Source organism: Mesorhizobium sp. M0174, assembly GCF_040322275.1.
Taxonomy (GTDB): domain Bacteria; phylum Pseudomonadota; class Alphaproteobacteria; order Rhizobiales; family Rhizobiaceae; genus Mesorhizobium.
Genome location: NZ_JAMYTB010000003.1, coordinates 14,857 through 35,505, shown reverse-complemented (window position 1 = coordinate 35,505; position 20,649 = coordinate 14,857). Strand labels below are relative to the sequence as shown.

19 protein-coding genes and 1 tRNA gene are annotated in these 20,649 nt (G+C 62.9%); 11 read left to right on the top strand and 9 right to left on the bottom strand.

Annotation, left to right across the window (positions count from 1 at the left end; all coding sequences use genetic code 11):
* Nucleotides 1-206 precede the first annotated feature (206 nt).
* Complete coding sequence (locus tag NKJ13_RS06560; protein ID WP_254818355.1) at nt 207-506, top strand: DUF982 domain-containing protein; 300 nt, start codon at nt 207-209, stop codon at nt 504-506.
* A gap of 124 nt (nt 507-630) precedes the next feature.
* Here NKJ13_RS06560 and NKJ13_RS06555 read toward each other — a convergent pair.
* From NKJ13_RS06555 to phaC, 3 genes are all read right to left on the bottom strand, one after another.
* Nucleotides 631-705 (bottom strand) — tRNA-Glu (locus NKJ13_RS06555).
* 173 nt (nt 706-878) lie between these two features.
* A complete protein-coding gene (locus tag NKJ13_RS06550; RefSeq protein WP_352737213.1) occupies nt 879-1,991 on the bottom strand; it encodes a YcbK family protein in 1,113 nt (370 codons plus the stop codon).
* A 327-nt stretch (nt 1,992-2,318) separates the two neighbouring features.
* Nucleotides 2,319-4,154, bottom strand: coding sequence for a class I poly(R)-hydroxyalkanoic acid synthase (phaC, locus tag NKJ13_RS06545; RefSeq protein ID WP_352737133.1), 1,836 nt, complete (start codon nt 4,152-4,154; stop codon nt 2,319-2,321).
* A gap of 97 nt (nt 4,155-4,251) precedes the next feature.
* On the opposite strand from phaC, the gene NKJ13_RS06540 reads away from it, so the two are divergent.
* The 5 genes from NKJ13_RS06540 to recJ all read left to right on the top strand — a co-directional run bounded on the left by NKJ13_RS06540 (nt 4,252) and on the right by recJ (nt 10,281).
* Complete coding sequence (locus NKJ13_RS06540) at nt 4,252-4,638, top strand: hypothetical protein (protein ID WP_352737132.1); 387 nt, start codon at nt 4,252-4,254, stop codon at nt 4,636-4,638.
* Nucleotides 4,639-4,678: 40 nt separating this feature from the next.
* A complete protein-coding gene (locus NKJ13_RS06535; RefSeq protein ID WP_352737131.1) occupies nt 4,679-5,896 on the top strand; it encodes an LL-diaminopimelate aminotransferase in 1,218 nt (405 codons plus the stop codon).
* Between the two features lie 42 nt (nt 5,897-5,938).
* The gene (locus tag NKJ13_RS06530) at nt 5,939-7,252 is read left to right on the top strand and encodes a homoserine dehydrogenase (RefSeq protein WP_352508757.1); all 1,314 of its coding nucleotides are present in this window, start codon (nt 5,939-5,941) and stop codon (nt 7,250-7,252) included.
* Between the two features lie 200 nt (nt 7,253-7,452).
* Nucleotides 7,453-8,436, top strand: a complete 984-nt coding sequence (gene glpX, locus NKJ13_RS06525; RefSeq protein WP_352689960.1) for a class II fructose-bisphosphatase — start codon at nt 7,453-7,455, stop codon at nt 8,434-8,436.
* A gap of 60 nt (nt 8,437-8,496) precedes the next feature.
* Nucleotides 8,497-10,281, top strand: a complete 1,785-nt coding sequence (gene recJ, locus NKJ13_RS06520) for a single-stranded-DNA-specific exonuclease RecJ (protein ID WP_352737130.1) — start codon at nt 8,497-8,499, stop codon at nt 10,279-10,281.
* 21 nt (nt 10,282-10,302) lie between these two features.
* Here recJ and NKJ13_RS06515 read toward each other — a convergent pair whose 3' ends face one another.
* The 3 genes from NKJ13_RS06515 to folE form a co-directional block, all read right to left on the bottom strand.
* A complete protein-coding gene (locus NKJ13_RS06515; RefSeq protein ID WP_352689962.1) occupies nt 10,303-11,274 on the bottom strand; it encodes a patatin family protein in 972 nt (323 codons plus the stop codon).
* 84 nt (nt 11,275-11,358) lie between these two features.
* Nucleotides 11,359-11,829: a phosphoribosyl-AMP cyclohydrolase gene (hisI, locus tag NKJ13_RS06510; protein WP_352479758.1), complete on the bottom strand. Its 471-nt coding sequence runs from the start codon at nt 11,827-11,829 to the stop codon at nt 11,359-11,361.
* 10 nt (nt 11,830-11,839) lie between these two features.
* Nucleotides 11,840-12,502, bottom strand: coding sequence for a GTP cyclohydrolase I FolE (gene folE, locus NKJ13_RS06505; RefSeq protein ID WP_254818364.1), 663 nt, complete (start codon nt 12,500-12,502; stop codon nt 11,840-11,842).
* 240 nt (nt 12,503-12,742) lie between these two features.
* Between folE and NKJ13_RS06500 the strand changes: the two genes are divergently transcribed.
* Nucleotides 12,743-13,189: an iron-sulfur cluster assembly scaffold protein gene (locus NKJ13_RS06500; protein ID WP_023678879.1), complete on the top strand. Its 447-nt coding sequence runs from the start codon at nt 12,743-12,745 to the stop codon at nt 13,187-13,189.
* On the opposite strand, the gene NKJ13_RS06495 is transcribed toward NKJ13_RS06500, so the two are convergent.
* Entirely contained in the window at nt 13,186-14,100 is a 915-nt protein-coding gene (locus NKJ13_RS06495; protein ID WP_352689963.1) for a LysR substrate-binding domain-containing protein, read from the bottom strand. The two genes, NKJ13_RS06500 and NKJ13_RS06495, sit on opposite strands and share 4 nt — an antisense overlap.
* Nucleotides 14,101-14,437: 337 nt before the next feature.
* Between NKJ13_RS06495 and yidD the strand changes: the two genes are divergently transcribed.
* The 3 genes from yidD (at nt 14,438) to thrS (ending at nt 17,914) form a co-directional block, all read left to right on the top strand.
* Nucleotides 14,438-14,812 (top strand): membrane protein insertion efficiency factor YidD, encoded by a 375-nt coding sequence (yidD, locus tag NKJ13_RS06490; RefSeq protein WP_352689975.1) that lies wholly within the window; start codon nt 14,438-14,440, stop codon nt 14,810-14,812.
* A 145-nt stretch (nt 14,813-14,957) separates the two neighbouring features.
* Entirely contained in the window at nt 14,958-15,773 is an 816-nt protein-coding gene (gene blaOXA / locus NKJ13_RS06485) for a class D beta-lactamase (RefSeq protein WP_352689964.1), read from the top strand.
* A 167-nt stretch (nt 15,774-15,940) separates the two neighbouring features.
* The gene (thrS, locus tag NKJ13_RS06480; RefSeq protein ID WP_352689965.1) at nt 15,941-17,914 is read left to right on the top strand and encodes a threonine--tRNA ligase; all 1,974 of its coding nucleotides are present in this window, start codon (nt 15,941-15,943) and stop codon (nt 17,912-17,914) included.
* 128 nt (nt 17,915-18,042) lie between these two features.
* On the opposite strand, the gene NKJ13_RS06475 is transcribed toward thrS, so the two are convergent.
* Nucleotides 18,043-19,008: an RgsD C-terminal domain-containing protein gene (locus NKJ13_RS06475; protein ID WP_352508766.1), complete on the bottom strand. Its 966-nt coding sequence runs from the start codon at nt 19,006-19,008 to the stop codon at nt 18,043-18,045.
* A 156-nt stretch (nt 19,009-19,164) separates the two neighbouring features.
* On the opposite strand from NKJ13_RS06475, the gene NKJ13_RS06470 reads away from it, so the two are divergent.
* Entirely contained in the window at nt 19,165-19,749 is a 585-nt protein-coding gene (locus NKJ13_RS06470; RefSeq protein ID WP_352508748.1) for a nitroreductase family protein, read from the top strand.
* A gap of 18 nt (nt 19,750-19,767) precedes the next feature.
* Here NKJ13_RS06470 and NKJ13_RS06465 read toward each other — a convergent pair whose 3' ends face one another.
* The gene (locus NKJ13_RS06465; protein WP_352777448.1) at nt 19,768-20,649 is read right to left on the bottom strand and encodes an HpcH/HpaI aldolase/citrate lyase family protein; all 882 of its coding nucleotides are present in this window, start codon (nt 20,647-20,649) and stop codon (nt 19,768-19,770) included.

The following is a 20,649-nucleotide window of genomic DNA, read 5'->3' as shown; positions in this document are numbered from 1 at the left end:
CTGCCGGCGACGACCGAAGACCGGCGATATTCAGGTCTTTGGGGCACTCTCCTTGCCTGTAGCTGCCCATGCTCCCGACCGGTTCATTTGGCTACCGCAGTGACGACACATTTCTAGGCGAGAAGTCGGCCCAAGCATGAAGCCGCCACGGCAACTTTTTATGCCGAACGATGTTGCTGCGGGGGTGTCGGTTCGGGAGAGGTCGAATGGACAGACTGCAATTTGCGGTGCCGGTGCGTATCGCGCCTGTGCCCAGCCAGCCGGTCGAGGAAATCTACAGTGTCGAGCAGGCGCTCGATTTCCTGCAAACGTGGCCGGTTCGCCGGAAGGGGCCAACCTACCAGGCTGCGTTCAATGCCTGTTTTGGCGCCACGGTGGACATCGTCGAGACCGAAGACGCATGGCGGGCCTTCATGGCCTTTTGCCGGGTGAGCGGCCTGCTTGCCAGGGACATGATGGTTCCTCCGCGCAAGCGCGGCGGCGAGGCGAGGGGGCTGCGGGCGTAGGGAGCCCTGGGCACAATCCGCAGTTTGTCTTCGCCCTTTGCTGACACCCCCATCAGAGTGGGTGGGGTCCGGCCAAGTTTGCCAGCGTCACGCTGGCGATAGACATATGCCGAGTTGAAATTGCTGGTACGCCCAAGGGGAATCGAACCCCTGTTACCGCCGTGAAAGGGCGGTGTCCTGACCGCTAGACGATGGGCGCGCTCAGATGTGAGCGCTTATAGTTGCGTCGCGGCAAACCGGCAACCCGTCTGCCGCCGGCTGCGACAACTTTTTTCCTTTGGCTCCAAACCGCGTCTTTCCGACAGCCAAGGTGGTTTTGCAGCATGCTGCAACGTCGCCGAGGGGACTTCGCTGTGGCCGAAGAACCTCTCCCTAGCCGCGCCTGCGGCAACGCCAGTTCCAGTCGCGCTCGGGGCCGACATCGACATGGACGGATTCGGTGTGGCAGTAGGTGCCGACGCCGCCGCGGCCCGGCATGGTGCGGATATAGCTCGCCAGTTCCCATTTCGAGACGCCGGGGACCTGGATGTCGGCGGCGGCGCAGTACATGTGCAGCGAATTCTTGGCGCCGTTGGCGCGGCGGTTGCGGGCCGGGTCGCGATAGCCGGAGGTGACCGTCATCTTGCGGCCGTAATGGCCTTCGATCGTCTTCAGCACGCGAACCAGCGACGGCTTCAAGCAGGCGACATCGACGCTTTCGTTCTGTTTCAGGAGGCCGTTGGGCGCGAGCCTGGCGAGGCCGGCGGCGGAGGCGACCTGGTAGGCACCACCCGAACCTTCGTCTTCGTTGAGATCGACGTCGCTCTCATCGTCGAGGCCGGATTTGCGCTTGATCTCGAACAACGCCGTCTGGCGCACTCCGGGCAGCGCATCGGTCGTGAAATGGCTGGTATCGCCGGTCGACACCAACTGCACCGGCTTTTCAGCCGGATTGGCCGAGGCCAAGGTAACGGTGGGTTTCGCCGCAGGCGTCGCCTTGGCCTGCACGGCCGTTGGCTGCCCGCCCGATCTGCTGTTGGCCGGCGATGCTGCCGAAGCGGGGGTGGCGCTGAACAGCGAGGCTAGGAAGTTTTTCTTCGGTGCGTAGGCCTGTGGCTGCGGCATCTCGCCGGCGGTTACATAGACCGGGTTGTTCATCGCCGGCGCGGCGGCCTTGGCGTCGGGCTTCGATGCATCAGCACTGTTTTGTGCCACGGCCTGTTCGGCCGTCTGGGCGTTTGGTTGCAGCGGCTGCGGCGTGTGTCCCGCGATCGTCTCGGCTGCCGTTGGAACGGCGATCGGGAAGCCGGCATCGGGCTTGGCCCCTGGCTTGGCTATTGGCACATAGGCGACCTGCTCGGGAAGGTTGGCGTCGCCGTTGGCATTCATCGTCATTTGTGCGGTTGTCATCTGCGACGATAATGCGGCCGTGCTGGCCTGGGGCGCACCGGCGGCCGTGCTGATTTCGGTAGCCGAGGTATTGTAGCCTGGCATGCCGACCGACATGGTCGGGTCGCCGGCCGAGGTGCAGGACGCCAGGAGCACCGAGAAAAGCGCCGCCACAATGGCGCGGCTTTCTCCCTTCGCGAGGCGCGATCCTGCTGATCTCAAAACAAAATTCCCCCTCGATATCCGACCGGTTCGTCATTGGCGCGGCGCCGAAACGTCTCGTCGAAATGACCCTTGTTCCCCGAACCGGAAACGAGACCTGTGTCAAATCTGCAAGCCTCAAAGTAATTTGGCGGCTAGAGGATGAATCAAGGCTGCTCAGGGTTGACGGCACCATTTCGCCCGCTTTTGGCCGCGCGTCAACTCACCACACATTACAGATGGTTACACGCGCACCTTGACATAGGTGCCGGGGGCTTCGCCTAGAACTTGCATATGCTCGCCCGGTTTGCGGGCCGGTACGCGGGTATTCTCCTTGGCTTCGATCCAGCGTTGCCAGTGCGGCCACCAGGAACCGGGGTGGGCTGTGGCCCCGGCGAGCCATTGGTCGAAGTCGCCGGCCGGCTTGCCGCCGGTCCAGTATTGATATTTCTCCGCCGCCGGCGGATTGACGACCCCGGCGATGTGGCCGGAGCCGGCCATGACGTAGTCGACCTCGCCGCCGAAATATTTCGAGCCGAGGAATACCGATAGCGCCGGCGCGATGTGGTCCTCCTTAGAGGCGAGGTTGTAGACCGGAATGGTAACGTCCTTCAGCGAAACCGTGCGGCCCGCCAGTTCCATCATGCCTTGCGAGAGCCTGTTCTCGAGATAGCAATTGCGCAAATAGAAGGAATGGTTGGCAGCGCCCATGCGGGTCGAATCGGCATTCCAGTACAGCAGGTCGAAGGGCAGGGGATCCTTGCCGCGCATGTAGTTGTTGACGACATAGGGCCAGATCAGGTCGCCCGAGCGCAGCATGTTGAAGGCAGTCGCCATCTTGGTGCCGTCGAGATAGCCTTTCTCGTTCATCGCCTTTTCGACGGCCGCGACCTGCTCCTCGTCGACGAACACTTTTAGATCGCCGGCATGGGTGAAATCGACCTGGGTGGTGAAGAAGGTGGCGGATTTGATGCGGTGGTCGCCTTCCTGCGCCATCAGCGCCAGGGCCGCCGCCAGAAGCGTGCCGCCGACGCAATAGCCGATGGCGTTGACTTGCCTTTCGCCGGTCGCCTTCTCGATCGTGTCGAGGCCGTATTGCAGGCCCTCCCTGATATAGGCCTCCCAACTCTTGGCGCCGTGCCGCTCGTCCGGGTTGATCCAGGAGATTACGAATACGGTGTGGCCTTGCTCGACGGCCCAGCGAATGAAGGATTTTTGCGGGTTGAGGTCGAGGATGTAGTATTTGTTGATCCATGGCGGGCAGATCAGCAGCGGCCGCTTGAGCACGGCGTCGGTAGTCGGCTCGTACTGCAGGATTTCGGCGACGTCGCTGCGGCCGACCACCTTACCCGGCGTGGCGGCGAGATTCTTGCCGATCTCGAAGGGCGAATAATCTGCCTGCCGCAGCTTCAGGTCACCCTTGCCCGCGGCGATGTCCTCGGCGAGCATCTTCATGCCGCGCACCAGGTTTTCGCCGTTTGAGGCGACAGTCTCGCGAAACAATTCCGGATTGGTCAGGATGAAATTCGACGGCGAGATGGCATTGGACACCTGCTTGACATAAAAGCCGGCCTTGTGGCGGGTATGCTCGTCCAGGCCGTCGGCGTGCTCGACCAGTTCGGCCGCCCAGCGCGAGGTGACCAGATACGCCTGTTTGAGGAAATCGAAGAAGGCGTTGCGGCCCCATTCCGGGTCCTGGAAACGCTTGTCGCCGCGCTCGGGCTTGACCGCATCCTCGGCGTCCTCGGCGCCGGCGCCGACGCGCTGGACAGCATTGGCCCAGACGGTCATGTAGCCGGAAAACAGCCGCGTTTGCGCCTCCAGCGCGCGCTGCGGGTCGGAGAGCCAGTACTCGGTGAGCTTGGAGAACGTCTTCACCATGTCGACGACCGGTTCGGCGACGTGATCGCGTACCTCGCCCTTTTCCCGCGGCTCGGCCCATGCCGAGGCGGCTTTGCCGGCCTGCTCGATCATGCGGGCCATGTTCAGAGCGAAGCGTTCCGGGTCCTTCACCAGATATTGCTCGACGGTCGAAGGTTGGTCATCTTCCGCTTTGCCCGAATCGGGTGTTTTGGCCATGGTTCGCGGGGTTCCTCCCGAAGCGTTTTGTTGACATATTACCATGGGATATCGAACAGGGTCCAATGTGCTCTAACCCGGCCGCCAGGAAAACAATATGACGATTAATATTGGCAAGAACGTTTTTTCCGGCACTGGTCGTTTTTGCCGCATGGCGCTCGTCATGTTGGCGATGGCCGGTTGCACGAGCAGCAACATGGAAGGTGCGGTGCCCGCCACCGGCCTTGTCGGCGCGAAGGACACCGGTTCCTATCCGAACCTGAACATCCGGCCGCAGGTGGCGGCCGAGCAATTCACCGACGAGGAAAAGAACGCCAAGCTCGCCCAACTGAAGGCCGAGAAGCAGAGCCAGGCCGCCAAGGGCGGCGGCGTAAAGGTTGCGGACCAGGCAGCGCTGGACCAGCTGGCAAAAAAACACGGCGCCGAGGCGCTGAAGCAGATCGAAGGCAAATGCGACCCCGCTCTCGACCCTAGTTGCAAATAAGCTTATACGCGCGACCGCAACCTCACTGTCTGGAACTGCCATGGAAGAATTTCACAAGGTCCGCCGGCTTCCGCCCTATGTCTTCGAACAGGTCAACCGGCTGAAGGCCAGCGCCCGTTCGCGCGGCGCCGACATCATCGACCTTGGCATGGGCAATCCGGACCTGCCGACGCCCAAGGCCATCGTGGACAAATTATGCGAGGTGGTGCGCGATCCGCGCACGCACCGATATTCGTCGTCGCGCGGCATTCCGGGTCTGCGCCGTGCCCAGGCCAACTACTATGCCCGCCGCTTCGGCGTGAAGCTCGACCCGGACAGCCAGGTGGTGGCGACGCTCGGCTCGAAGGAGGGCTTCGCCAATATGGCGCAGGCGATCACCGCCCCCGGCGACGTGATCCTGTGCCCCAATCCGACCTATCCGATCCACGCCTTCGGCTTCATTATGTCGGGCGGCGTCATCCGCTCGCTGCAGGTCGAGCCGGACGACGGCTTTATCCCGGCCCTGGAGCGCGGCATCCGCCATTCGATCCCGAAGCCGCTGGCTCTGATCCTCAATTATCCGTCCAACCCGACGGCACTGGTCGCTTCGCTCGATTTCTACAAGGAGGTGGTGGCCTTCGCCAGGAAGAACGACATCATCATCCTGTCGGACCTTGCCTATTCCGAGATTTATTTCGACGGCAATCCGCCGCCTTCGGTGCTGCAGGTGCCGGGCGCCATAGACATCGCGGTCGAATTCACCTCGATGTCGAAGACCTTTTCGATGCCGGGCTGGCGCATGGGTTTTGCGGTGGGCAATGAACGGCTGATCTCGGCGCTGACGCGGGTGAAATCCTATCTCGACTACGGCGCCTTCACGCCGATCCAGGTGGCGGCGGCGCATGCACTTAACGGCGACGGCGCCGACATCGCCGAAGTGCGCGACGTCTACCGCAAACGCCGCGATGTCATGGTCGACTCGTTCAGCCGTGCCGGCTGGACCATTCCCGCACCGGCGGCATCGATGTTCGCCTGGGCGCCGATCCCGGAGCCGTTCAAGCACCTTGGCTCGCTTGAGTTCTCCAAGCTCCTGATCGAGCACGCCGACGTCGCGGTGGCGCCGGGCGTCGGCTTCGGCGAGCATGGCGACGATCACGTGCGCATCGCGCTGGTCGAAAACGAGCATCGGATCCGGCAAGCGGCGCGCAACATTAAGCGCTTCCTCGCATCCAGCGCCAAGCAGCCGAATAATGTCGTACCGCTCGCCGCGCATCGCTGATCTTATACACATCGACCGAATTGTTGAGGGGCGTCGCCGGACATGGCTGAAGCGTTGCGTGTTGGAATTGCCGGCCTCGGCACCGTCGGTGCGTCTGTGGCCCGTGTGCTGCGCGACAAGGCGGCCGAACTGACGCGGCAGTGCGGACGCGACATCGTGGTGTCGGCGGTTTCGGCCCGCGATCCCAAACGCGACCGCGGCGTCGATCTTGGTACGGCACAGTGGTTCGACGATGCCGTCAAGATGGCGCAGATCGCCGAGATAGATGTCTTCGTCGAGTTGATCGGCGGCGACGAAGGCCCGTCGCGCTCGTCCGTCAAAGCGGCGCTCGAGGCCGGCCGACATGTCGTTACCGCAAACAAGGCATTGCTTGCCAAGCACGGCGTCTCACTGGCCGAGATCGCAGAAAAGAGGGGTGTGCTGCTCAACTACGAAGCGGCGGTGGCAGGCGGCATTCCGGTCATCAAGACGATGCGCGAGGCGATGGCCGGCAATTCGGTGACCCGCGTTTTCGGCATTCTCAACGGTACCTGCAATTATATTTTGACGCGCATGGAAGCCGAGGGCCTGTCCTTTGATGCCTGCCTGAAGGATGCGCAACGGTTGGGCTATGCCGAAGCCGACCCGACCTTCGACATCGAGGGCCACGACACCGCACACAAGCTGTCGATCCTGACCAGCCTTGCCTTCGGCACGAAGATCGCCGCCAACGATATCTACATGGAAGGCATCTCCAACATCAGCCAGGCCGACATCCGCGCGGCCGGCGATCTCGGCTACCGGATCAAGCTGCTTGGCGTCGCCCAACGCACCGAAAGCGGCATCGAGCAGCGCGTGCATCCGACCATGGTGCCGACGGCCTCGGTCATCGCGCAGGTGCACGGCGTCACCAATGCGGTGGCCATCGAGACCGACATCCTCGGCGAATTGCTGCTCTCCGGCCCCGGTGCCGGCGGCAACGCCACCGCATCGGCGGTGATCGGCGACATTGCCGACATCGCTAAGAGCCGGCCTGGGTTCCAGCATGGTCCGGTCTTCGGCCGGCCGGCGAAGGAGCTCAAGCCCTACAAGAAGGCGCAGATGCGCAGCCATGCCGGGGGTTATTTCATCCGGCTGACCGTGCACGACCGCCTCGGCGTCTTCGCGGCAATAGCCAAGCGCATGGCTGACAACGACATTTCGCTGGAATCGATCGTCCAGCATGCCGCCGGTCCGGAAACCGAGGCACAGAAGACCGTCATCCTGGTGACCCACGAGACGACCGAGGCGGCGGTGCGTAAGGCCGTCGACGGCATCACCAGGGACAGCCTTCTGACCGACAAGCCGCAAGTCATCCGCATCGAGCGGGCCGGATAGCAGTCTCACTTTTTGCGTTTAATCGATTGATATTGCTGCGCTTTCAAAAAGGTCCAGCGCAGGTCTTGCTGTTGTCACGGGGCTTTGACACAAGGAGCGCGTCTCTGGCGGGAGGCTAATGCATGTCGCCCAAACGTGTGCGGCGGTTTTTGGGACGACGACATGCATAAAAACAAAGTGCCAACGAGGATTGTCCATCGATGAATGTGGCCCAGAACATTGTCGCCGGCCTCGACCGGATACTGACCATGGAATTGGTGCGCGTCACCGAACGCGCCGCGGTCGCGGCCGCCAGATTGCGCGGACGCGGCGACGAGAAAGCCGCCGACCAGGTTGCGGTCGATGCCATGCGGCAGGAACTCAACCGTCTTGCCATCAACGGCACGGTAGTGATCGGCGAGGGCGAGCGCGACGAGGCGCCGATGCTTTATATCGGCGAGGAAGTCGGTACCGGCAAAGGCCCGGCTGTCGACATCGCGCTCGATCCGCTCGAAGGCACGACGATCTGCGCCAAGAACCTGCCCAACGCATTGGCCGTTATCGCCATTGCCGAAAAAGGCAGCCTTTTGTTCGCGCCGGATGTCTATATGGACAAGATCGCGATCGGCCCGGGCTATGCCGACGGCATCATCGACATCGATGCCTCGCCGGCCGAAAACATCGCCAGCCTCGCCAGGGCCAAGGGCGTGCCGGTGGCGGAGATCACCGCCTGTATTCTCGACCGGCCACGCCATGGCGCGTTGATCGAAGCCGTGCGGGCGACCGGCGCCGCGATCCGTCTGATCGGCGACGGTGATGTCGCCGGGGTCATCCACACCACCGATCCGGACGAGACCGGTATCGACATTTATCTCGGCACCGGAGGCGCGCCGGAAGGCGTGCTTGCAGCTGCCGCCTTGCGCTGCACCGGTGGCCAGATGCAGGGCAGGTTGATCCTCGATACGCCGGAAAAGCTGGCGCGCGCCGCCAAGATGGGCATCTCCGACCCCAAACGGATCTACCACACGCAAGACATGGCACGCGGCGACGTGCTGTTTGCCGCGACCGGCGTCACCGACGGCAATATGCTGGCCGGCGTCAAGTTCGGCCACAATTTCATCACCACGCACACGATCGTGCTGCGCTCGTCATCGCGGACCGTGCGCGAGATCAAGGCCAGGCACCAGGATCTGGAAAAGTTTTGATTTCGACTCAGTTAGCCGTTGCATATTGTGCGCAATGACAAATTGCAGACGGCGCATCACGTGACGGGGGAAAGACGCTTTTTCCTCGATGTCAGGCAATCGGCCACCGGCGTTTCCTGGGAACACCGGCTGACCGAGCGCCAGGACATGGCCGCGCTCGCCATCGCGCAAGGTTATGGCGTGCCCGACATCGTGGCGCGCGTGCTGGCCGGGCGCGGCGTCACCGCCGAGCAGACCGAGCGGTTTCTCGATCCGACCATCCGCAACCTGCTGCCCGACCCGGCATCGCTGACCGACATGGACAAGGCCGCCTCTCGTATCGCCCAGGCGGTGACGGCCAGGGAAAAGGTAGCGATCTTTGGCGATTACGATGTCGACGGCGCCGCCTCGTCGGCGCTGCTCAAGCGCTTTCTCGCGCATTTCTCGGTGCCGTCGGAGATCTACATACCGGACCGCATCTTCGAGGGTTACGGCCCCAATCCGGAAGCGATGCGCGAACTCGTCTCGCGCGGCGCGACGCTGATCGTCACCGTCGATTGCGGCACCAATAGTGCTGCTTCCATCGATGCGGCGAAGGCCGCCGGCGCCGACGTCGTGGTGCTCGATCACCATCAGGTCGGCGGGCCGTTGCCGGCGGCGGCTGCGGTCGTTAACCCAAATCGCGAGGACGACCTTTCCGGCCAAGGTCATCTTTGTGCCGCCGGCGTCGTCTTCCTTTGCCTGGTGCAGACCGCGAAGATCCTGCGCGGCCGCTTGCCGGATGCCGCACCGCCGGACCTGCTTGCCCTGCTCGACCTGGTGGCGCTGGGCACAGTCTGCGACGTGGTGCCGCTCACCGGCGTCAACCGCGCCTTCGTGATCAAGGGGCTGCAGGTGGCGCGGCAGCAGAGAAACGAAGGGCTGGCGGCGTTGGCGCGGGTCTCGCGTATAGGCGAGCCGATCAGCACGTTCCATCTGGCCTTTCTGATCGGTCCGCGCATCAACGCCGGCGGGCGCATCGGCGACGCAGCACTTGGCAGCCGCCTGCTTGCAACCGACGACCCGGTCGAAGCCCGCACCATCGCCGAGACGCTGGATCGGCTCAACCAGGAGCGGCAGTCGATGGAGCAGGAGATGCTGGCCGCGGCGCGCTCAGAGGCCGACGCCGAGCTTGCCGGCGGCAATGGTCCGGCCATCGTGGTCACAGCCAGCGGCAACTGGCACCCGGGCATTGTCGGCCTGCTTGCCTCGCGGCTCAAGGACCATGCGCGCCGGCCCGCATTTGCCATTGCCTTCAACGCCAACGGTGTCGGTACGGGTTCAGGCCGTTCAGTGTCTGGCTTCGACCTCGGCCGGCTGGTGCGCGAGGCTGCCGATGCCGGACTTATCGTCAAGGGCGGCGGCCACGGAATGGCGGCCGGCATCACTGTCGAGCGGGCGAAGCTCGGCGAACTCAGGGCTTTCTTCGAAGAGCGCGCGGCGGTGGACGTGTTCCGCCTGCAAGGGCAGGAGAGCCTGGCGATCGACGGTGCGCTTGCCGCCGAGGGCGCGACGCTCGCGCTGCTCGATGCACTTGAGAGGGCAGGGCCGTTCGGCGCAGGGCATGTCGCGCCGGTGTTCGCGCTGCCGCGCCACCGGCTTGTCGATGCGCGGGCGGTCGGCACCAACCACATCCGCGCCGACCTGCAGTCGGAAAGCGGCGGCCGCATCCAGGCGATCGCCTTTCGCGCCGTCGATACCGCGCTCGGCGAATTCCTGTTCAAGAACAGGGGTAAGCCGGTGCATGTAGCCGGCTCGCTGTCGGGCAACCACTGGAACGGCAACCGCACGGTGCAATTTCGTATCGTCGACGCGGCGCTTGCCTGAGAAGCTCGCCGTCCGCTCTGCCTAAGCGAGGACGGTCTGCAGCCGGGTCAGGTCGCCGATCTGCGCCATCGTTGCCTGGTAGCCGATACGGATTGCTTCGTCGGCGCGGTGGAATTCGGTCAGGCCGATATGGCTGAGCTTCGGCTGCAGCGATATGTCCGGCGGGTCGCCGGCCAGCCTGGCGCGCGAAATGCGATCCTGAATGATGTTGAAGGCCTCGACCATGACGCCGGTAATGCCGAGCCGCGTCTCGCGCGACTGGCGTTCGGGATCGGCGTGGCCGGCCCGCGGCGCGTCTTTCTCGATGACCAACTCGCCGGCATTGTGCTTGATCACCGCGGCGCGGCCGAACAGATCGTAGTGAAGGTTCACCGCGACCACGAGCGGCTGCTCGTAGGCACGGCAAACCGAGACCGGCACCGGATTGACCAGGGCGCCGTCAACCAGCACACGCCCATTGCAGGCGACCGGCTCGAACACGCCGGGCAGCGCGTAGGAGGCGCGCATTGCGGTGCTCAACGAGCCGCTCGACAGCCAGATCTCATGGCCGGTGCGGATTTCCGAAGCGACGCAGACGAATGGTTTTGGCAGGTCCTCGAAGCGGATGCCGGCTATGTGCTCGCGTAGCCGCGCATCGAGCTTCATGCCACCGAACAGGCCGCTGCCGCGTAGATTGAGGTCGAGAAGGCCAAAAATGCGCCGCCTGGTCAGGCTGCGCGCGAATTCTTCCAGCTCGTCGAGCTTGCCGGCAACATAGCAGCCGCCGACCAGCGCGCCGATCGAGGTGCCGGCGATCATCGACACTTCGATGCCGGCTTCGTCAAGCGCGCGCAGCACGCCGATATGCGCCCAGCCGCGCGCACAGCCGCCACCCAATGCCAGCGAAATCCCTGTTTTGCCCGGAGATATGGTTTCGGATGCGCCCGCGGCCGAGGAGAGGCCATTCGCCTCCCGAACGTCAGGTCTGTTGCGCAATGACGCCCAGTCGAGCATCACAATCTCCCTTGTCCCACGGTCATCCTACAGGCGGGCCGTATCGAAATCATGAATACACGTGGCTGAAGTGCTGCGAATGGTTCATATTGATGGTGTATTGGGCTTTCGATAGGTTTTTTCCGCGTCGAACAGCGGCTTGCTGCCGTCGCTGGCAAGCGTCCCTTTGCCATCGCTCAGCCCCACCGTCCGATAAAAGCATGAACGTCGGCCGGTGTGACAAGTTGCTTCATGACCCAGCACTTTGACGCGCAACCATATCGCGTCCTGGTCACAATCCGTGAGCATCTCGACGACCTGCTGGACATTGCCCGAGGTTTCGCCCTTCTTCCACAGCGCGTTGCGCGAACGCGACCAGTAGTGCGCGATGCCGGTCTCGAGCGTTAGCGCCAGCGCCTCGGCATTCATATGCGCGACCATCAGCAGCATGCCGTCTTCGGCATCGGTGACGACGGCGGTGACGAGGCCGCCGGCATCGAAGCGCGGCGAAAGGACCGTGCCTTCCTCAAGCGCCTTCTTGTCTGAGGGAGCTTTCGGGAATTCCAATGCCGACATTCGCCGGTCCTTATTTAACGAAGGTGGGGCGGGTCTGATCAGTTCCGCCGCCGCGCACCATGGTGACGAAGCGGACCTGCTCTTCGGGTGTATCCTTGAAGGCGCCGGTGAAGGTCGAGGTCAGCGTGGTGGAGCCCTGTTTGCGGATACCGCGCATGGCCATGCACATATGCTCGGCCTCGAGCATGACGGCGACGCCGCGCGGATTGAGGACGTCCTGGATGACGCCGGCAATCTGCGCCGTCATCGCTTCCTGGGTCTGCAGGCGATGGGCGAAGATGTCGACGACGCGGGCGATCTTGGACAGCCCGACAACCTTGCCGTCAGGCAGATAGCCGACATGCGCCTTGCCGATGATCGGCACCATGTGATGCTCGCAATGCGAGTGGAAGGATATGTCCTTGACGAGGACGAGGTCGTCATAGCCGGCGACTTCCTCGAAGGTGCGGCCAAGTTCCTCGGCTGGGCACATATCATAACCGTTGAACATTTCGCGGAATGCCTTGGTGACGCGCTTCGGCGTGTCGATCAGGCCCTCGCGGTCAGGGTTGTCGCCGGTCCAGCGCAGCAAGATGCGCACAGCGGCTTCGACTTCGGCCTCGCTCGGCCGGTCGGTGACCGGCTTTTCCATATAGGCGGACCGCGGCATGAGTTTCTTGATAACGGCGTCCATAAAGGCGTCTCCCGTAGTTCCTCTCTCAGGAGGAACGAGTTGAACGGACCACGACCTTTCGGGTGTCAGAAACTCGCCCGGTTTCCAGCCCGTAAGTGGCGTGAACAGAATTGGGCACGACGAGGTTTGTGGTCGCCTTGTCGATACCCGACTACCGCCATTATATATGTTCGTGCCGAGCGAAAGGAAGACGCCAGAGCGGCAATGACTGTTCGCTGGGCGGCGACGGATTGGAAAAATATGATCGACGATGTCTACAATGCGAAAATTCTGGGTTTTGCCGGAAACATCGCACGGATCGGCCGGCTCGACCGGCCCGACGCAACCGCACGAGCACATTCCAAGCTGTGCGGCTCGACGGTGACCGTCGATCTGAAGATGGATGATGGGGTCGTCAGCGATTTCGCGCATGACGTGAAGGCCTGTGCGCTTGGCCAGGCGTCCTCTTCGATCATGGCGCAGCATGTCGTCGGCGCCAGCGCCGAAGAATTGCGCAGCGTGCGCGAGACGATGCTGAAGATGCTGAAGGAAAATGGTCCGCCGCCCGAAGGCCGCTTCGCCGACCTGAAATATCTGGAACCGGTGCGCGACTATAAGGCGCGCCACGCCTCGACCATGCTGACCTTCGACGCAGTGGTCGACGCCATCGGTCAGATTGAGAAGAAGCGGGCCGAGGAGGCGGCCTAGATCTCGGCAAGGAAACGCCGGCTTTCGGCGAATTCCGCCCGGACCCAGTCGGCAAAAGCCCTGGCCGGCTCTGAAAGGTCATTCAGCCTTCTGGCCACCAGCCAATAGGCGCCGGACGCGACGTCGATGTCGAAAGGCTTGATCAGCGCGCCGGACGCAAGTTCTTCGCCGATCTGCAGAAGATCGCCCAGCGCGACACCATGTCCAAGCAAAGCTGCCTGCTTCGAAAGCGAAGCATCCGCCAGCATCGGGCCGCGCGCAGGCACGGCCTCAGCCGTCACGCCAGCCGCTTCGAACCAGCGCGCCCAAGCCTGACGGTTTTCTTCGTGCAGCAATGCGTAGCGACCAAGGTCGATCGGTTTTTCCAGAGCTGGCCCGGATGCAAGAAGCGCCGGCGACAGGACTGGTGAATCGACGACCGCGGCAAGCTGTTCGGCTTCGCTGCGTGGCCATGAGGTGGCGTGCGCACTGAAGCGCAGGGCAAGTTCGGGCTGATCGCTGCGAAACTCTATCAACCTCGGGTCGACCTCAAGGGAAACGTCGATATCGGGTCGCAACTCGCGAAAGCGGTTGAGCCGCGGGACCAGCCATACGGATGCAAGCGATGGCTCGACGCTGACACGGACCACGGACTGCGTCTGGGCCGCCGTCAACTCCGAAAGCAGCCTGTCGATGCCCTCGAAACTTCTGACCAACTGGTCGAGCAGCCGCCGGCCGGTGTCGGTCAACTCGACGCGGCGATGATGGCGGAAGAACAGAGGTTGGCGCAGGAAGGCTTCGAGCTCGCGGATCTGGCGGCTGATCGCTGCCTGCGAGACGTAAAGCTCCGCGGCCGCACGGCTGAAGCTCAGGTGACGACCGGCTGCTTCGAAGCTTCTGAGAGCCGTCAGGGGGAGGTGTCCGCGCTTCATTCGCATAACTCAGAGTTATCTGACGTGGACGTTATACTCGTTTGAAGGGCAAGGCCAGCGGCGCTCTAATCGGCGCTCAAGGAGTGCTGCCATGATCCAGTTTCTCAACGTTCTGGGCGATGTCGTACGGATCGCGACGTTTCAATGGCATGACGAGAAACCCATAGGGATTGGTGCGAGGAGAGGCCGCCGACCAGCGTCGCCGTATGCCGGAAGCCGACGCCCGACCGCTACCCGACTCGCCGTGCCAGGCCATGACGGGATTGCCGAAACGCCATTGCGTTTCTGGCCCGATGCGCACATCTATCGTGTTGAAAAACGTGATGTGGAGACTGCGGTGGTTGGCCAATATCGGCATGCGCGCGGTGCCAGGCCGATTCGACAAGGACGCAACTGGCCCGGCCCGTGGCGCAAGACGCCGGGCCGCCTCTTCGGTACCGCGCTTGTCCGACTCTACCAGCTGACGCTGTCTGGCTTTGTCGGCAATTCCTGCCGGCATTTGCCGACCTGTTCCGAATACGCGCACGAAGCGATCGCCCGCCACGGGCTGTGGGCCGGTGGCTGGATGGGGTTTTTCCGGGTGCTGCGCTGCGGACCGTTCGGAACGCACGGCATCGACCGCGTACCGGAGATCCTGGCTGATCGTTACCGTTGGTTCACGCCATGGCGGTACTGGCGGATCGGGAAAAAACGTGGCGACCTGGACAGTTGACCGCAACTGTTCGGTGCACAACCGGACCGCTTTTACGATCTGGTAGGGTTAACCGCAGCTTGCGCGGACATAGCGCATTTAAGACAAAATCGAGACAAGACGTCTGGCTAAGCCGCTCCTGACACCCTTCAGGAGAGATTGCCAAATGCGCCGGATAGATCGTCTTCCCTTCGTTTTCGCCGTGGTTCTCTATGTCCTGGCGTGGCTGTTGGGTTTTCCGATCCGTGCGCAATCGGCGCCGCTCGGGGACGTCGAATGCACGCTGATCGTCGACGCCGCAGGCGGCGAGACGCTGTATCGCGAAGGGACCTGCGATCAGCGCGTCAGCCCCGCCTCCACGTTCAAGGTTCCGCTGGCGCTGATCGGCTACGATGCTGGAATCCTGAGCGACGAGCACACGCCAAGCTGGGAGTACAAGGCAGAGTTCAATGCGCCGAAACGGGACCGCAAGACCGTCGACCCGACGATCTGGGAAAGGGATTCGGTCATATGGTTCTCACGCGAGATTACGCGCCGGCTCGGCAGCAAACAATTTGCCGGCTATGTGTCGAAATTCGAGTATGGCAACACGGACGTTTCCGGAACTCCCGGCAAGAATGATGGACTCACCCATTCCTGGGTGAATTCTTCGCTCGAGATATCGCCCGTCGAGCAGGTCGATTTCCTGCGCAGGCTGCTGGCGCGAAAACTGCCGGTTTCGAACAAGGCCCACGCCATGACCGGTGCGATCATACCGACGTTTCGAGCGGGCGATTGGACGGTGCAGGGCAAGACTGGAACGACCAGGCTCGGCGACAGCGCCGACAAGCGCTCGCTTGGCTGGTTTGTCGGCTGGGCGCAGACCGATGCTCGCAAGATCGTCTTTGCCCGCCTGGTAATCGATACGGAACGTTCCGACACGCCCAAGGGACCCAAGACGCGGGCGATGTTCCTGAACGAGCTGCCGAATCTCGTCAGGTGACCTATATCCGGCTTTACGGCGCCGAAAACTGTCCATAAAAGACCGCTCGCCGCCGGACGCATCCGGCTCTTACTGATGCATGTCGTAGCCCCAAAACCGCTAGGCAGTTTTGGGCGACATGCATTTCACCACCCGCGCTCGTTTGCGGGACTGGATAGGAGAATCTTATGCTGAATTCCGTTTCCCTGACATTTCCCGATGGCTCCGTCCGCGACTACGACGCGGCGATGACCGGCGCCGACCTGGCGGAATCGATCTCGAAGTCGCTGGCCAAGAAGGCCGTTGCCTATTCGATCGACGGCACGCTGCGCGATCTTTCCGACCCGATCGGCAAGCCGGGCAAGGTCGAGATCATCACTCGCGAGGACCCGCGCGCGCTGGAGCTCATCCGTCACGATGCAGCCCATGTGCTGGCCGAGGCCGTGCAGGAACTTTGGCCGGGTACGCAGGTGACTATCGGGCCGGTGATCGAAAACGGATTCTACTACGATTTTGCTCGCAACGAGCCGTTCACGCCCGACGATTTCCCGGTGATCGAGAAGAAAATGCGCGAGATCATTGCGCGCAACAAGCCGTTCACCAAAGAGGTATGGTCGCGTGAAAAGGCGAAAAGGATCTTTGCCGACAAGGGCGAGCGCTACAAACTGGAGCTGATCGACGCCATTCCCGAGGATCAGGATCTCAAGATCTATGCGCAGGGCGACTGGTTAGACCTTTGCCGCGGCCCGCATATGGCCTCGACCGGCCAGATCGGCAGCGCCTTCAAGCTGATGAAGGTCGCCGGCGCCTATTGGCGCGGCGATTCGAACAACCCGATGCTGACGCGCATCTACGGCACGGCCTGGGCCGACCAGGCGCAGCTCGAAGCCTACCAGACGATGCTGGAGGAGGCCGAGAAGCGCGACCACAGGAAGCTCGGCCGTGAGATGGACCTGTTCCATTTCCAGGAGGAGGGGCCGGGCGTCGTGTTCTGGCACGCCAAAGGCTGGAGGATGTTCCAGAACCTGGCCAATTACATGCGTCGCCGCCTCGACGAGCAGGGCTATCAGGAAGTCAACGCGCCGCAGGTGCTCGACAAGAGCCTGTGGGAGACGTCCGGGCACTGGGGCTGGTACCGGGACAACATGTTCAAGGTGACGGTTGCTGGCGACGACACCGACGACGACCGGGTGTTTGCGCTGAAGCCGATGAACTGCCCCGGCCACGTCCAAATCTTCAAGCACGGGCTGAAGTCCTACCGCGATCTGCCGGTAAAACTTGCGGAATTCGGCAATGTGCATCGCTATGAGCCGTCCGGCGCGCTGCACGGGTTGATGCGCGTGCGCGGCTTTACCCAGGACGATGCCCACATCTTCTGCACCGAGGAACAGCTCGCCGACGAGTGCATCAAGATCAACGATCTGATCCTCTCGACCTATGCGGATTTCGGCTTCGACGAAATCACCGTCAAGCTGGCGACCCGCCCCGAAAAACGGGTCGGCACCGACGCGATGTGGGATCATGCTGAGGGCGTGCTGCAGGACGTGCTCGACAAGATCGCGGCGCGGTCGGGCAACCGGATCAAGACGGGCGTCAATCCGGGTGAGGGCACGTTCTACGGGCCGAAGTTCGAATATGTGCTGAAGGACGCCATCGGCCGCGAATGGCAGTGCGGCACCACACAGGTCGACTTCAACCTGCCGGAGCGTTTTGGCGCCTTCTACATCGGCTCCGATTCGGAAAAGAAGCAGCCGGTGATGGTGCATCGTGCCATCTGCGGTTCCATGGAGCGGTTTCTAGGCATCCTGATCGAGAATTATTCGGGCCATTTCCCGCTCTGGTTCGCACCGCTGCAGGTGGTGGTGGCGACGATCACTTCCGATGCCGACGATTACGCCCAAAAGGTCGTTGCGCAGCTGAAGGCGGCCGGGCTGATTGCCGAAGCCGACCTGCGCAACGAGAAGATCAACTACAAGGTCCGGGAGCATTCGCTGGCCAAGGTCCCGGTCATCCTCGTCTGTGGCAAGCGCGAGGCCGAGGAAGAAACGGTCAATATCCGCCGTCTCGGTTCGCGCGACCAGGAATCGCTTGGTCTCGCAGCTGCCGTGAAGCTGCTTGCCGACGAGGCGGTGACACCCGACCGCAAGCGCCGCGCGGCCTGAACCAGCCGACCTGCAATGAATGCCGGTGGAGCGATCCACCGCCATTTTCATATGCCTGTCACGCCGCGCGCCTATCCGGCTATCCGGTTGGCGCGACGCATGCGCAAGGCAGCTTAGAGAGGCAGGGCTTAGTCGGCGCCTTCCTCGGAATCGATGGCCGAAGCCTCTGTGGCCAGAACCTCGATGTCCTGGTTGTGCCCAGCCACCACCGTAAAATCCTTCTGGTAGATGCGGTCGCGGTTCTTGGCGATGATGGTGTAGTCGCCCTCGGCCAGCACCATCGAGGCAAAGGCACCGACGGTTTCCTTGATCGGATCGCCGGATTCGTTCAGCAGCGACCAGGAGGTGTCGGCGATCGCCTCGCCGCCCGGTTCGCGCACCAGCTTCATGGTCATCTCGGCCGCACGGTGCTCGACGGTCGCTTCAGTCAGCTTGCCGGCCTCGACGCGGATGTCGGAGCGGATGACCGCGTTCACAGCGCCATAGGTCGAAACAACGTGGTAGGTGCCGGCATTGAGCCGCACGACGCTGTTCGGCTCGACATCGGGTATGATCAGGGCGCGATCGCCGTCGGCCGCGGCGTGGCTCTCATAGATCGAGAAGCGCAGCTTCTTCGGCGGTATGCGCACCCCACCGGACAGCACGGCATCGAGCTTGAGGCCGCCGGCATCGAGCACGAGGCTCTCGCGCTTGGCTTCCTTGCCGACGGTGATGCGCTTGGTGGCGCCGGCCCGCCCGTAGGAGGCGTGGACCAGATAGGAACCCGGCTCGAGCTGGAATACGGCGGTACCGCCATGAGCGGAGGCGACCATCGGCAACTTGCCGTCGCTGGCCGATTCGGGCTTGAAGACGCGCCAGACGATGCCGCGCGTGATGTCGGCGCCCTTGTCTGTCAATTGCGCCGACAGCGTGATTGCCCCGCTGCTCCCCAACACCAGCGATGTCTCGCTTTTCGGAGGCGCATAGCCCGAAATTCCGGGAAGTTCCAGTTCGCCGAGGCCGTCCACATCCTGGGCGACGGCGAGCGAAACCGGCACCATCAACAGTGCGGCAGCGAGCCATATCAGGAAAAGACGCAATGTCCCCTCAAACATGCCTTGCGTTGAAGCCCAAGGCGGTGGCAATTTCAAGGCTTAAGAGTCCGGTCGGCTTCTGCTACAGGGCTCTTTGTCCGGCGCGCTGCGCCAATGCCCAAGCCGCCCGATGTCCCGATGGTGCGCTTCAGCTCAAATTCCAGGAGACTTGCGCCCATGGCGTCGCCGATCATCGATTTTCTGCTGACCCGAAATTCCGCGCCGATCCCAGATTTGAAAGAGCCGGCACCGGGCGATACGGAGATCGCGACGATGATCGCCGCCGCCTCGCGGGTGCCGGACCACGGCCGGCTGGAGCCCTGGCGTTTCATCCTCTATCGCGGCGAGTCTCGCATCGAGATCGGCAAGAAGCTGGCGGCACTTGCCGAGCAGCGTGAAGGACCGCTGCCGGAAGGCCGCCGCAACCAGGAATTGGCGCGCTTTTCGCGGGCGCCGCTGGTTATCGGCGTGATCTCGATCCCCAGGGAAAATCCAAAGATCCCGCAATGGGAGATGTTCCTGTCCGGCGGCATGGCGGCGATGAACCTGATGCTTGCCGCCAATGCGCTGGGCTACGGCACCAACATGATCAGTAACTGGTATTCCGACGTGCCCGAGGGCAGGGCGATCCTTGGCCTGGCGCCGCATGAACGGGTCGTCGGTTTTGTCCATATCGGCTCCTACCAGGGGCCGGCACCGGAGCGGCCACGGCCCGATCCCGCAAAGCTCTCTGCCGATTATTCAGGGCCGTGGCTGGGATAATTTCGGCGCGGAACAGACCTAAGCGCCAAGCCCAGCTACCCTGGCCCGCGCCAGGAGCCGCTCGGCCAGTTTTAGATGCGGCCGGTCGTACATCTTGCCGTCGATTCCGACGACGCCGGGGTTTCCCGCCGCCTTAAATGCCTCGACGATCGCCAGGGCGCTTTTCACCGCTTGCGCCGAAGGCGTGAAGGCGGCGTTGATGACCGGCACCTGCGCCGGATGGATCGCCATCTTGCCGGTGAAACCGTCGCGCTCGGCCTCGGCGCATTCGGCCTCGAAGCCCGCCATGTCGCGAAAGTCCGGAAAGACGGTGTCGATTGCCGCGACTTCCGCGGCACTTGCGGCAAGCATGGTCATGGTGCGGGCGAGGCGGAACACATCCGTGTAGCGGCCATTCGCGTCGCGTGTCGCGCGCGCGCCGATCGCCGCCGACAAATCTTCGGCCCCCCAGGTGACGCCGACAAGCCGCGCGCTTGCACGGGCGTAGGTCGCTGCGGCCAAGACGCCTGCGGCCGTTTCTGTGATGATCGGCAGGATCTTTATAGCTCCATCCGGCCGGCCGCTTTCAGCTTCGTGCACCCTGAGCTTGGCCGAGAGATGCTGGACATCCAGTCCGCTGTTCGACTTAGGCAGCATGATGCCGTCTGGTTTTGCCGGCACGAGCGCTGCCAGATCGTCGTCGGTCAGTCCGGTCGAAAGATCGTTGACGCGCACATAGATCGCGGAGCTGGTTTGGTGCCTGTGCCCGGCGATGAAACGCGCCGCTGTGTCGCGAGCCAGCCCCTTGTTCTGCGGGGCAATCGAATCCTCGAGGTCGACGATGACCACGTCGGCGCCCACGCCAAAGCCCTTCTCCAGCTTCTTTTCTGAATCGCCGGGAACGAAGAGCAGTGAACGCAT

Excerpts from the sequence above, each read along its gene's own strand:
- NKJ13_RS06470 (WP_352508748.1), top strand. The coding sequence starts at position 19,165 with ATGGCGTCGCCGATCATCGATTTTCTGCTGACCCGAAATTCCGCGCCG.
- NKJ13_RS06530 (WP_352508757.1), top strand. The coding sequence starts at position 5,939 with ATGGCTGAAGCGTTGCGTGTTGGAATTGCCGGCCTCGGCACCGTCGGT.
- NKJ13_RS06495 (WP_352689963.1), bottom strand. The coding sequence starts at position 14,100 with ATGAAGCGCGGACACCTCCCCCTGACGGCTCTCAGAAGCTTCGAAGCA.
- thrS (WP_352689965.1), top strand. The coding sequence starts at position 15,941 with ATGCTGAATTCCGTTTCCCTGACATTTCCCGATGGCTCCGTCCGCGAC.
- NKJ13_RS06535 (WP_352737131.1), top strand. The coding sequence starts at position 4,679 with ATGGAAGAATTTCACAAGGTCCGCCGGCTTCCGCCCTATGTCTTCGAA.
- blaOXA (WP_352689964.1), top strand. The coding sequence starts at position 14,958 with ATGCGCCGGATAGATCGTCTTCCCTTCGTTTTCGCCGTGGTTCTCTAT.
- NKJ13_RS06550 (WP_352737213.1), bottom strand. The coding sequence starts at position 1,991 with ATGTCGGTCGGCATGCCAGGCTACAATACCTCGGCTACCGAAATCAGC.
- glpX (WP_352689960.1), top strand. The coding sequence starts at position 7,453 with ATGAATGTGGCCCAGAACATTGTCGCCGGCCTCGACCGGATACTGACC.
- NKJ13_RS06540 (WP_352737132.1), top strand. The coding sequence starts at position 4,252 with ATGACGATTAATATTGGCAAGAACGTTTTTTCCGGCACTGGTCGTTTT.
- NKJ13_RS06515 (WP_352689962.1), bottom strand. The coding sequence starts at position 11,274 with ATGCTCGACTGGGCGTCATTGCGCAACAGACCTGACGTTCGGGAGGCG.
- NKJ13_RS06500 (WP_023678879.1), top strand. The coding sequence starts at position 12,743 with ATGATCGACGATGTCTACAATGCGAAAATTCTGGGTTTTGCCGGAAAC.
- hisI (WP_352479758.1), bottom strand. The coding sequence starts at position 11,829 with ATGTCGGCATTGGAATTCCCGAAAGCTCCCTCAGACAAGAAGGCGCTT.
- phaC (WP_352737133.1), bottom strand. The coding sequence starts at position 4,154 with ATGGCCAAAACACCCGATTCGGGCAAAGCGGAAGATGACCAACCTTCG.
- NKJ13_RS06475 (WP_352508766.1), bottom strand. The coding sequence starts at position 19,008 with ATGTTTGAGGGGACATTGCGTCTTTTCCTGATATGGCTCGCTGCCGCA.
- folE (WP_254818364.1), bottom strand. The coding sequence starts at position 12,502 with ATGGACGCCGTTATCAAGAAACTCATGCCGCGGTCCGCCTATATGGAA.
- NKJ13_RS06560 (WP_254818355.1), top strand. The coding sequence starts at position 207 with ATGGACAGACTGCAATTTGCGGTGCCGGTGCGTATCGCGCCTGTGCCC.
- NKJ13_RS06465 (WP_352777448.1), bottom strand. The coding sequence starts at position 20,649 with ATGCGTTCACTGCTCTTCGTTCCCGGCGATTCAGAAAAGAAGCTGGAG.